The following is a 12,755-nucleotide window of genomic DNA, read 5'->3' on the forward strand; positions in this document are numbered from 1 at the left end:
TCCTCACTGATCGAAGACTTACGGCCCCGACCAGCTCGTACCTGCCCGAACTTCGTCAACCCGTCCTCGGCGAAACGTGTGCGCCACGCCCGCACTGTCACCGCGGTCACCCCAAGTTCCTCGGCGATCACCCGATTCGCTTCGCCGTCGGCGGCCATCAGCAAAACCCTGGCCCGCAACACCTCACGGTGCGGCGCGGTCTGCGCCCGCGCCAACGTTTCCAACGTCTCCCGCTCGGCTTTCGTCAACCGCAAACACGCTGCCGGTGCACTCATCAACCCAGCCTACCGAACAACGAGCTAGACAATTGCGAGACACACCACTAGGTGGTTGCTCGATCGGACGGTCGGCGGCCGACGGCGTGGTGGACCCGTACCACCGGGTGTTCAACCACCCGGGGCTGCACATTGTCGACGGCGCGACCGTCTCGGCCAACCTCGGCGTCAACCCGTCGCTGACCATCACCGCGCAGGCCGAACGCGCCCTGGCGATGTGGCCCAATGCCGGCGAGGCCGACCCGCGGCCCGAGCTCGGTGCGTCCTACCGGCCCGTCGAGCCGGTGGAACCCCACCGCCCGACGGTCCCCGCCCACGCGCCCGGCGCGCTGCGCCTCCCGATCACGCCGGTCTCCGACACCACTCGCGCCGGCTGACCCGACACGCCAGCTGGTTGAGCCGGCACCATCCACTGCTGGTTGAGCCGGCACCGAGCGCAGCCGCCGGGCCGAGCAAGCGACGAAGGAGCGCGTCGAGGTCGAGGCGCCGAGTCGAAGCCACCTGGCGACCGATAACGCGAAGTGACTTCAACGCACGCGACCTCCCCGCGACGCTCGGCCAACCACCGCTGGTTGAGCCGGCACCGAGCGCAGCGAGGCGCCGAGTCGAAGCCACCTGGTGACCGATCCGCGAGACCCAGCCAACGGCCCCCTGTGGACAGCCTCGCCGCGGGTCGTCCGCTGTGGAGACAGCGATCGATGTGCGGCAGCAATCCTCGACAGTCAGGTCGTGAGTGGCTTCCTCTACATCCTCGAGTGTTCCGACGGCACGCTGTACGTCGGGAGCACTCGGAACGTCGAGCATCGAGTCGACCAGCACCAGACCGGAAACGGCTCGCGCTACACGCGTCCTCGTCGGCCGGTCCGGCTCGTATTCCAGCAGGAGTTTCCCAACATCGGCGAGGCTTATGCGGCCGAGCGCCGTCTCCACGGTTGGTCTCGCGCGAAACGGTCCGCCCTCGTCGAAGGACGGTTCGACCTGCTTCCGGAACTGTCGCGCACAGATCCCGGATAAAGTACTCGAACACACGTGCGACCTTGGTGTAGCCTGAAGTCATGTCACTCGGCACCCAGGGCTCTTTGTTCTCCGAGCAGGCTGCAGAGCCGACGCTCGGCGACCTGTCGACATCGATCTCGCGCCGTCCGCTGACCGAGGGGGCGTGGGTCGACCTGTGTCCCGGTTGGATCAGCGGAGCCGACGAGCTCTTCGACCGGCTCCGCGAGTGCGTCCCCTGGCGGGCGGAGCGTCGTCGTATGTACGAGCGGGTGGTCGACGTTCCGCGACTCGTCTCCATCTACCAGGCCGATCACCGATTCCCGGATCCGATCATCACCGATGCTCGCGCTGCACTGACCGAGCACTACCGCGACGAGCTGCCCGAGGGATTCGCGACTGCCGGGATCAGCCTCTATCGCGACGGCAATGACTCGGTTGCGTGGCACGGCGATCGCATCGGCCGGGCATCCACACACGACACGATGGTCGCCATCATCTCGCTCGGTTCACCTCGGCCACTCATGCTCAGACCCCGCGGTGGCGGGCGGTCACTGAAATTCACCCTGTCGTCGGGCGACCTACTCGTCATGGGAGGCAGTTGTCAGCGCACCTGGGAGCACGCGGTTCCCAAGGTGCGCGGCGTCGGCGCCCGGATCAGCATTCAACTGAGGCCGCCCGGGGTGTGGTGATCTGGGCCGCCCTCCGCTGCCGAGCAGCGTCGACCGAGCGCAGCGAGAACGCCGCGCCCGTCGAGGTCACCAAGTGGCTTCGACACGGCGCCTCGCTCCGCTCGGGGCCGGCTCAACCAGCGGGGGTGGCTTCGACTCGGCGCCTCGACCTCGACGCGCTCCTTCGCCACTCGCTCGGCCCAGCGGCTCCGCTCGGGGCCGGCTCAACCAGCGGGGGCAGTGGCTACGCACACGCCGATCCTCGTGCTTTAATCATTTCGTTATAAACCGCGAGGACCGAGAGAAGTCGATGAAGCGCACCCGTATCGCCGCCGCCCTGCTCGCCACCGCCGCACTGGCACTGCCCGTCGCACCGGCGACCGCCAACCCGCTCGACACACTCTTCGGGAGCGCGAGCGGCAGCCTCGACTCCGGCAGCGCCGCGCTCGGCTCGTCCGGCGGCGACAAGGTCACGCACTACGGCAAGCTCGGCCGCCCCGGCGCACCGAACGGCATCAAGTCGATCAACGTCTGGGTGTACACGCCGAACAACACCGCGGCCGTCGTGCCCAACACCTATCCGAAGAACTCGCGTCTGGGTGTGCGCTGGAACTCGATCATCGACGCCGGGCCGATCGTCGACGGCAACGAGTGCCGCATGGAGGTCCGCCTGTCCGGACCGAAGGTCCCCAAGCAGGCCTCGCTGTTCAAGACCCAGGACTGCACCGCGGTGAAGTCCTACTTCTTCAAGGGCGCAGGCGATTTCACGATCCGCGTCACCGACACCATCTCGGGCGCGTCGAACAGCATCGCGTTCAGCGTGCAGTAGCGGGTTTGCCCGTCGGGTCAGCGGAGCTCCGGAGAAGCATAGACCGGGAGTATGCAGTCCCCGACATTCGTCGGTGCCCCGATGGTGACGACCGACAACTGCCCTGGCGCACGCCATGGACCGTGGGCACTCGTGAGTGTTGCAACCAGCGTCGAGTCCAGGCACGCGGCCCGTACACGGTGCTCCCCCGTTCCTCCGCTGCAGTACGACGCAGCAACCACGACTGCCGCCCCGGCGACGCAGCCGGTGGGTTCAGCCGCTGCCGACGGGGCCGCGACGGTGGAGAAGGTCGCGCCGGCAACGCATGCCGCTCCGGCCAGGACGATGCGCAAGGAACGTTTCGAGAGAATCATGCCGAGAAATCTAAGGCACGCAAGCGTCCGAAGTTCCCAATCTCGAACATCATTCGTCCGATCATGGGAACGGACGAGGCGGTGACTCCGCCCTCAGCCGGCGGCCCCGACATCGAACTTCTCCCCCGTGAGCCGCTCCGATTCCTCCCAGAGCGCGGTCCGGAACTCGACGTCGTCGGCGGCCTTCTTGTACCCGCTACGTCCGGGAGCGCCGCGCATCCCGAAGAACTGCGTCGGCCCGTAGAACGTCCCGGATTTCGCATCCGGCAGGGTCGCCGCGTACAGCTGGGGCAACGCCCCGTCGGCGGCCGGCTGGGCGATCGGCAGCTTGTTGCCCAGTTTCGCGAAGAAGTCGGAGAAGTTCTCGCTCCTGCCCTGCAATTCCGTTGAGGCATAACCCGGATGGGCGATCAACGACTTCTTCGACGACCCGGCCGCCGCCAGCCGTGCGGCGAGCTCCTTACCGAACATGAGGTTGGCCATCTTGGAGTCGCCGTACGCCCGCCAGCGCCGGTAGCGGCGTTGTTCCCAGTTCAGGGCGTCGAGCTGAATGTCGCCGATCTGGTGCATCGTCGACGACACGGTGACCACCCGTTCGGTGATCTTCGGCAGCAGCAGCGCCGTGAGGGCGAAATGGCCGAGATGATTGGTGCCGATCTGCATCTCGAAACCGTCGGTGGTGCGTCGGAACGGGACCGCCATCAGTCCCGCGTTGTTGATCAGCACGTCGGCGCCGGTAACCCCGGCGGCGAAGGCGCGCACGGATTCGAGGTCGGCGAGGTCCAGTTTGGCGACGGTCGCCTTCGGCCCCAGCTCCGACGCCACAGCATCGGCCTTGGCAGTGTTGCGGCACGCCAGCACCACCTCGGCACCGGCGCGGACGAGCACCTTCGCGGTCTGATACCCGAGTCCGCTGTTGGCACCGGTCACCACGAACGTCCGGCCCGTCTGGTCCGTCACGTCCGCTGTCGTCCAACCACTCATCGCGACCCCCTGGGATGCGTCGTCATGCCCGGCAACCTAACCGGGACCGTGCGGCCCACGCTATTGACGCATAGGGACGGCGTCAACGATTCATCTCTTCCGCCGAGCGCAGCGAACTTCACCCGCCGAAGAATGTGGTCAGCCGCAACGGATTGGCGCCGACGATGCGACGCGCGGGCCGTAGCAATTCCGCGATGAGGTTGGTCGACGTCCCCAACCGCTCGACGAGTTCGATCGGCGCATGGAAGGCGGTGGGCTCGGAACGCCCGCGCATGATCCGCGTGCCGAGCAGCTTCCACTCCTGCGCTTCCTCGCCGGCGGCGTCGATCGCCGCGCCGCTGGCCAGAGCCGGGATGCGTCCGGTCTTGGCCATGTCGGACAGGCGTGCGCACTCGTTGACCGGGTCGCCTATGACGGTGTACTCGTAGCGTCGTTCGGCGCCGATGTTGCCGGCGAACGCCTCCCCGTAGGAAACGCCGATCCCCCAACGGATGTCGAGGCTGCTGGCGAGCCGGTCGGCGAGGTCGCGGGCGGCGCCGAGCGCGGCGCCCGCGGGGTCGTCGATCTCGACGGGCGCGCCGAAGACGGCGAGCGCGGCGTCGCCCTCGAATTTGTTGACGAAGCCCGAATGTTGATCGACGACGTCGGCGACGATGCTGAAGAAGGCATTGAGCAGGGCGGCGGTGTCGTCCGGACTACGCTGCTGCGCCAGCCCCGTCGATCCGACGATGTCGACGAACAGGACGCCGACGCGAGTGTTGGTGCCGTGCATGCCGACACCGTCGGAGATCGCGAGCTCGGCCACGGTGTCGCCGACGTGTCGCGCGAATATCTCACGCATGCGGTCCCGTTCGGCGAGACCCTCGACCATCCTGTTGAAACCGTGTTGCAGCACACCGAGTTCCGAGGAGTCGTACACGGGCACGCGAGCCTTGTAGTCGCCGTGGTCCACGCGGTGCACCGCCCGGCGCATCTCCGTCAGCGGATCGGTGATCGCCTGCCCCACAAGCGCGATGACACGGGCTCCGGATGCGAGGCCCACCAGGCAGAGGATCACGGTCGTCCAGTCGACCGCGCCGTAGACATCGGGCAGCAGACCGGTCCAGCGCCCCGCGTTGACCGTCAACAATCCGACCATCGGTACCGCCGAGCTCACGGCCCACACGGCCAGCATCCGCACGCGCACGCCGTTCATGACGTGGTTCGTGGGGAAGTCCTCGAGGACGACGACGGCCAGGGGGCGGGCGGCGCGTTCGGCGAACAGATAGGTGAGACAGGCACTCGACATACCGGCCAGCGCGAAGGCCACCGCGACGCCCGCCACGGTCGCGGTCGTGAGCTCTTCGGCGATGAACACGTAGAACAGCGCCGCCGCGCTCCAGGAGACGACCGTGACTCCGAGCTGCACGATCGGTATCCGCTGTACGGCGCGTCGACGGGCATGGTCGGCGGGTTGGCAGCTGATGAACCAGCGCAGCTGGGGCCGGACCGCCAGCATCCCCAGCAGCAGATTCGTGAGGATGCCGACGATGATCGCACCCACGACCACGGGAAAATTCGGCGCGCCCAGCGTCTCGTCGAAGGTGAGTTGGCCGCCGTTGAAGGCTAGTTGGACGAGCAAGAAGGTCTCGACGCCGATCACGGTATTGCTGGCGATCACGGCGGTCATCGCGGTGACGGTGGCGTGCAGGGCGATCTTGCTGCGCATGGGCGGGCCGATCCGGGCCCATCCCCGGGGGCTCGGAACCGTCGAGGTACCCCACAAGAAACCCGCGGTGCGTCGACGCAGACGTGTCCACGGCACACCACGACGGGTCCGGCGTGGTCGTCCCATCGGCTTCTCCTGCCTGACGGCGTTCCCCGAAGCCTACCGAAGGAGCAGCTGTCGCAGAGGTGTCCAACGACCCTTGTCGCGAGCTGAGTGGCTTCGACTCGGCGCCTCGACCTCGACGCGCTCCTTCGTCGCTTGCTCGGCCCGGCGGCTACGCTCGGTGCCGGCTCAATTGGCGGGAAAACGAATGGACCGGCACCGCCGCGGGGTCAGCGCGGTGCCGGTCCATCGGCCGACCGGACTCGGGGGTTGCGGTGAGTCCGACCGGGGATCGTGCGGATCAGGCCTGCAGGGCCTCGATCTCGAGCGTGATGGTGACCTTGTCGCCGACGACGACGCCACCGCCCTCGAGCGGCATCTCGATGTCGATGCCGAAGTCCTTGCGGTTGATGACGACCTTCGCCTCGAAGCCGGCGACGGCGCCCTGGCCCATGCCGGGGTTGGTGCCCTCGAACTCGAGCTCGAGCGTGACGGGCTTGGTGATGCCCTTGAGGGTGAAGTCGCCGTCGAGGAGGTAGTCGTCGCCGTTCTGGCGGACGCCGGTGGAGACGAAGGTGGCCTTCGGGTACTTCTCGGCGTCGAAGAAGTCAGCGGACTTGATGTGGCCGTCGCGCTGCTCGTTGCGGGTGTTGATCGAGGTGACGTCGATCTCGGCCTGGACGGCGGGGGTGCCGTTCTCGTCGACGGTGATGGTGCCGGAGAAGGTGTCGAAGCTGCCGCGGACCTTGCTGACCATGAGGTGCTTCACGGAGAAGTTCACCGCGGAGTGCACGGTGTCGATGGTCCAGGTGCCGGCGGGGATGGGTGCCTTGACGGTGGTGGCGGAGGTCATGTCGTGGTCCTTCCAGGAATTTCGGTTGGGGTCTCGATCGATGGCTGGTGGGCCTTCGCGACCCATCACCAGACACTAACCGGACCGCGGTCCGATTTCATCCCCACCGGCGTTGTGATCTACATCACCGACGAACCATCAGTGCTCCGATCGCGGCGATGCCGATTCCACGCGGCGCCTCGTAGATGAATCCCGAGATCCCGGCGACCGCGGGAATCGGCAGCATGAAACCGACCATGCCGACGACGGTGAGGATGCCGATCCAGAGCGGGACCGCCCGGTTGCGGATGAGGCTGGCGCCGAACATCCCCATACCGACCAGCATCACGAGCCCGCCGACCGTGTTGAGCAGCTCGAAAGCGGTGGTGCCCAGCATCGAGTCGTCGGCGGCGATGAGCGCGGCCTTGTCCGGGTCATTCGCGAACGGGTACGCGACGAACAGCTCGACGATGAGGTGCCCGGTCGCGGTGACGAGATTGCCGACCGCGTAGGCGACGAGGCCGATCAGCCCGGCGATCCCGATCCGGGGTGCCAGCCACGCGTACATCCCGGGCAGGCCGAGCAGTAGCAGCGTCGTGCCGACGGCGAGCAGGATCTGCGCCCACGGTGAGCCCACCGCTTGCAGCGCCTCCACGGAGTGGGCCTCGCCGTCGACGATGGGATGCAACGTCCCGCCGGCGATGCAGGCGACTCCGCCGAGGGTCAGGGCCCCGCCGCTGAGATGGCGTAGGACCGGCCAGCTCGGGCTGCGGAACGGGCCGGGTGTGTCGCCATCCGACGCGTCGTGGTTCTGGTTCTGGGTGTGTGCAGTGGTTGTCATGACGGCAACGCTGACAACCCGCGCTGGTGTTAGCCTTGTGCGCGACTGGTGCGACCCGACGAACGGCGCGTGAGTTGGCTTCTGAACCACATCTGGCGATCCGGGTCCTGGGTCCACTGTCGGTCACCGCTGCCGACGGGTCGCCGATCCCGATGACAGCCCGCAAGCACGCCGAGTTGCTTGCCATCCTCGCCGCGGAACGGACCGCGTGCTCGCCTGAGCGGGTGGCCGAGCTCCTGTGGCGTGGTCGTCCACCGGCGTCGGCGGCGAGCACACTGCACGGATACGTGTCCCGGCTTCGACGCTCGCTCGCCCCGACCGGCGTCGTCCGCATCGACACCGTCCCCGCGGGATACCTACTGCACTGCGACGGCGCAGTCACCGACATCGATCTGCTGGACCAGTTCGGCCAGGAGGGATTGCAGCTCGTCCGGTCTGATCCCCGGGCCGGCGCAGAGGTGTTGTGCCGAGCGCTCGAACTATGGCGGGGCGAACCGCTTCCGGAGATCGCCGACATCGCCGACATCGCACCCGAACTCGTCCGGCTCGCGGAGATACGTGCCGAGTTCACCGAGACCGCAGCCGACGCGCTGCGCACGGTCGGCGAGTACCGTCGCTCGGTCGCGTTGCTGACGCCGCTGTGTCAACGGGACCCCTACCGCGAGGGCGCCGCGCGGACCCTCGCTCGTGCGCTGCACGACGACGGACGCACGGTCGACGCCCTCGGCGTACTGCGCCGACTCCGGCAGGCCCTCCGTGACGACCTGGGTCTCGATCCGCATCCCGACACGGTCGCGCTGGAAGACGACCTGCTCGACCCGTCTCCCGCGGTCTCGCCGCTCTCCGCCACCTCCGCCACGCCGCAGCCGGTACGCGAACTCATCGGCCGAGTCGCCGAACACGCAGTGCTCGAACAGGTCTGGCAAACCGGCGCGGACCGTCCCGCGGGTGTGGTCCTCCTCGGCCCGTCGGGCATTGGGAAGACCGCGCTGGTCGAGCACCTCATCGCACGGCACAATGCCGCGGCCCGCCGTTTCATCGGCCGACCCGGCCCGCCCGGACCGACGTTCGGCGGCCTCGAGGAACTCTTCGGCGCGTCCCCGGTCTCCGTCCCGACGGCGCGAACCGTCGCCGACCTCACCGCCCGCATCTGGTCCGACGTCGCCGAGCACGGGCGATCGGTGTTGCTTGTCGACGACGCCCAGTGGCTCGACGCCGACTCGGCTCTTGTGCTGGGACGCGTGCTTGCAGGTATCGGACAGGCACCGATGACGGTCCTGGTCACCTGCCGCGACCCCGACGCCGAGCCCGTCGAGATCCTCCGGTCGACACTGAACCGGCACGGGCCGGTCGCCGAGGTGCGTCTGACCGTACTCGGCTCCGACGACATGCGCGCGTTGATCGTTCGGCGTCTCGAGCAGCTCGGTGACACGGGCCGGGTCGACGCGGACGCGCTGGTCGCGCAGTCATTCGGCAATCCCGCTGTGGCGCAACAACTGTGCGCCATCGCCAGGATCGGGCCGCCGCTGGACCGGGACCATCCCGCCCGATCGATGTACTCGACGCGGTTCGGCGATCTCTCCCCTGGCGCCCGTGCGCTCGTCACGGCCGTGACGATCGCAGGCGGCGATCTCCCCGACGATGTGTTCACCGAGGTGGCCCGCACCCTCGGTCAGGGCGTGGCCGACGAGGCAGTGCGCAGCGGGCTCACCAGCCCCCTGAGGAGCGAGCTTGCGAGCGTCACGAAGGGGCTCGCCGACCACCTCTCGCGCGAGCAACGGATCGAGGCGCACGCGCGGCTCGCCGCTGCGTTCGAAGCGGTGCGTCCCGACGATCTCGAGTCACTGGCCGTGCACCGCGTCGAGTGCGCCGTCGACGAGGACTCGACCGCCGTCGCCGCTCGCACATGCATCGGGGCGGCACACCGCGCACTCTCGGCTACGGCCGATCATCGCGCGCTCGACCTGGCACGACGAGGGCTCGGTCTGCCCGGACTCGACTCCCACTCGACCGTCGAATTGCGCCGGATCGCCGGCATCGCCGCGCTGCGCATCGGGGAGTTCGATTCGGCTGCGGACTCTTTCGAATCGGCGGCGACGGTGAGTCGGCTGACGCGGGATTGGCCCGCGCTCGCCGAGACCGCACTGCTGTCGGCACCGAACGGGGTCGCGGGCTACTGGTCCGGTTACGGCGTCGTCCAGACCGACCATGCCGCTCTCGCCCGCGAGGCACTGACGCACGGTGAGGCCTTGGACCCCGAAGTGGTTGCGCGCCTTCATGCGTCGGAGGCAGCCCGGTTGACCGTCCTCGGCTTGCCGGGCGCCGACGACCATCTCGGTGCCGCACGTGTCGTCCACGACAGCGGTGCCGTGGATTTCGAGATCGACCTCGCCGAGTTCCTCGTCCGGTGGGTTCCCGACCGTCTGGCGGATCGACGCAAGATCGCCCGGGAGCTGTATGAACTATCGGCCGGCGACCTCCACAGACGCGCCACCGCTCTGCATCTGCAACGCGTCTGCGCGTTGGAGGCGGCTGATCTGCGTCTGGCGCGACGCCTGTCCACCGAGTTCACCCGGCTCGCCGGACGTATCGGCGGTACCGATGTGGAGACGATGCAGTTGTGGTGGCAGGTGATGATCGCGCTGTTACGTGGCGACTACGACACCAGCACGGCACTGACCGAGAGGTTCGCTGCGACGGTCGGCGGGCTGTCCGACCGTGCACGACTTCTCGCCGAGTCGTCGATGGCGACCAGCGCGTCGATCGCCGCGTGGCACCGCGGCGAGCTCGCCTCGGCGTTGCCGCCGTTCGATGCGCTCGCGGAAGAGGTGGACGAGGATTTCACCCTGGTGATCGCACTGGGCGCCGCCGAGAGCGGCGACCTCGACCGTGCCCTCGAACTCGCGACGGAGCTGACCGCGGACGCCGACCAGTGGGCCGGTTCGCGCGTGGTGGCGCGCGTTCCACTGCTCATCGAGACGCTCTACGCGGTGTCTCGCGATTCCCGTCACCGCGACGCCGCTGGTGAGATCTGCCGCCGCATCGAGCCGTTCACCGCCGACTGGTCGTCGGGCCTGGTGGTGCAATGGCCCGGACTCGTGTGTCTGGGACCCGCGACGCTGTATCGCGGAACCGCGCGCGAGGTCGTCGGGCTGGATGGAACCGCCGACCTGCAGGATGCCGTCCGGGTGGCCCGCGACACGGGAGCCCGGCCCTACGTGCGTCGGGCCGAGCAGCGACTCGTCGCCGGCTGAGCGGCTATTTCCAGGCAAAGACCGGCTGCTCGAAGCCGTCGACCCGTGTCTGCCGGTTCCGCAGGACCACCTCGGCGAACTGGTAGATCACCGCGGCGGTCGGCGCGTGGACGAGGGACCCGACGATGGGCAGCTGGATGACCGGGAGATCGGACTGCGGGATCGTGAGGAACCGCGGTTCGACGAGCAGTTCGGAGAAGGTGACGAAGAACAGCAGCGCCACCTCGTCGGGATTGGGCGTCGGCTCCTGGTATTCCTCGGCCCAGCAGACGATCGGGGTGATCACGAAACCCGAGCGCGTCGGATAGTCGTCGAGCGCCCCGAGCACCGAGCTCGGCGGCAGCTGGATGCCGAGTTCTTCGTCGAGTTCGCGCAGGCCGGCCGTGACGTGGTCCTCGCCGGGGTCGAGCCGGCCACCGGGAAGTGCGAATTGGGCGGCGTGGCGTCGCATCGTCGTGGGACGCTTGCACAGCCAGATCCCCTGACGGCCGTCCTTCTCCGCTACCGCGAGGACGACCGAGGCGGCCCGTGCGCCGGGGACGTCCGCGGTCCGCCGGTCGAAGCCCTCGACACGCGCGGCAGCCACAGTCCGATCGAGATGAGTCACACCCTCAGTTGATCACGACTGCCGTCCGACGCGACGGACGCCTGCGCGAGGTGGAAACTCACGATGCTGAGGGCGAACAAGCCCAGGGCGAGGTTGAACAGGGCACCGAAGCCCTCGAGCGCGAAGTCGACGAGAGCGTTCGACAGCATGAACACCAGGGCGGCGATACGCAGCCCTCGTAGCGGCCCGGCCGGCTCCACACCGCGCCGGCGCGCGACCATCGCCGGAAGCGCCAGGGCGAGTGTCGCGATCCCGCTGATCAACAGAATCCAGGTGGCGGGCGTGCTGCCGGTGAGTTCGATGTAGATGTCGAGTTCTTCGCTGCGGTCTCCGGAGAAGTAGAAGCTCAGCACGCCGACGATGACGGTGAGTGCGGCCGCGATGACCAACCCCCACCCGACGACCGGAATCCATCGGGGACTGCGGAAGAAGTCCGGGATCAGGGCGACCGCCCGGTCGCGGAGTCGCATCAACCGGTCCGGCGTACCCTCGCTGGATTCGAGGAGCGCTCGGATGTGACCGATCGTCTCGGCGTCGAGCCCCTTGCCCTCGGCCACCACGAGAAACTCTTCGGCCTGGCGTCGACGACGTTCCGGAAGCCCGTGCGCGACACCGTCGGCCGCGATGACCGCCGCATTGGCGAGCGCCTCGGCGCCGGTGGGCCGCTTGACATCCCGGACGACGCGGCTGATCAACAGGATCATCACGACGAGCACGTACATGATCTCCGCCGACGGCCCGTAGAAATAATCGTTGGAGCGGGTGACGAACTTGCCGACCTCGTCGAGAAACAACCCGAAACCTATACCGCCCAGCACGATCGCGATGATCCGCGCCGTCGCCCCGAGGAACAACCATCCGGTGATGAGCGCCAGCATCATCAGCGCGCCACCCCACAGCGCGTGCGCGATGTGCAGTGTTCCGCTGCCGACCTGCGGATACCCGGTGAGATGCAGATACAGGCGCGTGACGATGTGAATCGCCCCGGGTTTGCTGGAGGCTCGGTTAGTTGGTTCCAGCGTTTGCGGGGACCGGGTTCTCACGGTAGCTGGTGACGGTGTGGGTCGACCAGTAGGCGCTCTCGTACTCGACGGGTGGGACGTGTCCGATCTCGCCGTGCAGGCGGCGGTGGTTGAACCATTCGACGTACTCAGCGACGGCGATCTCGACCTCGCCCACACCTGCCCAGCCGCCTCGCGGGCGCATCACGGGGTTACGGATGCATTCGGCTTTGAACAGCGAGTTGAACGCCTCAGCCATCGCGTTGTCGTATGAATCCCCTTTGGAGCCAACAGATGTCACCGCT

Annotated in this window: 13 protein-coding genes; 5 read left to right on the forward strand and 8 right to left on the reverse strand. The window is 67.9% G+C overall.

Annotated elements, in window-relative coordinates:
• Positions 1-275, reverse strand: a 275-nt coding sequence (locus AS181_RS23945; protein ID WP_139114260.1) for a helix-turn-helix domain-containing protein, incomplete at its 3' end; no start/stop codon positions are given.
• Between AS181_RS23945 and AS181_RS23950 the strand changes: the two genes are divergently transcribed.
• The 4 genes from AS181_RS23950 (at position 260) to AS181_RS23965 (ending at position 2,768) form a co-directional block, all read left to right on the forward strand.
• Positions 260-652 carry a GMC oxidoreductase gene (locus tag AS181_RS23950; protein WP_331456761.1) on the forward strand — a complete coding sequence of 131 codons (393 nt, stop codon included), beginning with the start codon at positions 260-262 and terminating at the stop codon, positions 650-652. The two genes, AS181_RS23945 and AS181_RS23950, sit on opposite strands and share 16 nt — an antisense overlap.
• A gap of 352 nt (positions 653-1,004) precedes the next feature.
• The gene (locus AS181_RS23955) at positions 1,005-1,289 is read left to right on the forward strand and encodes a GIY-YIG nuclease family protein (protein ID WP_058253914.1); all 285 of its coding nucleotides are present in this window, start codon (positions 1,005-1,007) and stop codon (positions 1,287-1,289) included.
• Positions 1,290-1,330: 41 nt separating this feature from the next.
• Entirely contained in the window at positions 1,331-1,960 is a 630-nt protein-coding gene (locus tag AS181_RS23960) for an alpha-ketoglutarate-dependent dioxygenase AlkB (protein WP_058253915.1), read from the forward strand.
• 289 nt (positions 1,961-2,249) lie between these two features.
• Complete coding sequence (locus AS181_RS23965; RefSeq protein WP_058253916.1) at positions 2,250-2,768, forward strand: hypothetical protein; 519 nt, start codon at positions 2,250-2,252, stop codon at positions 2,766-2,768.
• A gap of 446 nt (positions 2,769-3,214) precedes the next feature.
• Here AS181_RS23965 and AS181_RS23970 read toward each other — a convergent pair whose 3' ends face one another.
• From AS181_RS23970 to AS181_RS23985, 4 genes are all read right to left on the reverse strand, one after another.
• Positions 3,215-4,105, reverse strand: coding sequence for an oxidoreductase (locus AS181_RS23970; RefSeq protein ID WP_058253917.1), 891 nt, complete (start codon positions 4,103-4,105; stop codon positions 3,215-3,217).
• 118 nt (positions 4,106-4,223) lie between these two features.
• Positions 4,224-5,939, reverse strand: coding sequence for an adenylate/guanylate cyclase domain-containing protein (locus AS181_RS23975; protein WP_058253918.1), 1,716 nt, complete (start codon positions 5,937-5,939; stop codon positions 4,224-4,226).
• Between the two features lie 277 nt (positions 5,940-6,216).
• A complete protein-coding gene (locus AS181_RS23980; RefSeq protein WP_058253919.1) occupies positions 6,217-6,768 on the reverse strand; it encodes a YceI family protein in 552 nt (183 codons plus the stop codon).
• A 124-nt stretch (positions 6,769-6,892) separates the two neighbouring features.
• The gene (locus tag AS181_RS23985) at positions 6,893-7,588 is read right to left on the reverse strand and encodes a hypothetical protein (protein WP_058253920.1); all 696 of its coding nucleotides are present in this window, start codon (positions 7,586-7,588) and stop codon (positions 6,893-6,895) included.
• 74 nt (positions 7,589-7,662) lie between these two features.
• Here AS181_RS23985 and AS181_RS23990 point away from each other — a divergent pair, with 74 nt between their 5' ends.
• Positions 7,663-10,842 carry a BTAD domain-containing putative transcriptional regulator gene (locus AS181_RS23990; RefSeq protein ID WP_058253921.1) on the forward strand — a complete coding sequence of 1,060 codons (3,180 nt, stop codon included), beginning with the start codon at positions 7,663-7,665 and terminating at the stop codon, positions 10,840-10,842.
• A gap of 4 nt (positions 10,843-10,846) precedes the next feature.
• Here the strand turns inward: AS181_RS23990 and AS181_RS23995 are convergent, their stop codons facing one another.
• The 3 genes from AS181_RS23995 to AS181_RS24005 form a co-directional block, all read right to left on the reverse strand.
• Complete coding sequence (locus AS181_RS23995) at positions 10,847-11,449, reverse strand: NUDIX hydrolase (protein ID WP_058253922.1); 603 nt, start codon at positions 11,447-11,449, stop codon at positions 10,847-10,849.
• Positions 11,446-12,468 (reverse strand): hypothetical protein, encoded by a 1,023-nt coding sequence (locus AS181_RS24000; protein WP_058253923.1) that lies wholly within the window; start codon positions 12,466-12,468, stop codon positions 11,446-11,448. The genes AS181_RS23995 and AS181_RS24000 overlap by 4 nt, the downstream gene beginning before the upstream one ends.
• On the reverse strand, positions 12,455-12,755 hold a 301-nt coding region (locus AS181_RS24005), incomplete at its 5' end, for an integrase core domain-containing protein (protein ID WP_231742706.1). The genes AS181_RS24005 and AS181_RS24000, both read right to left, overlap by 14 nt.

This window comes from Gordonia sp. SGD-V-85, assembly GCF_001456905.1.
In the GTDB taxonomy this organism is placed as follows: domain Bacteria; phylum Actinomycetota; class Actinomycetes; order Mycobacteriales; family Mycobacteriaceae; genus Gordonia; species Gordonia hongkongensis.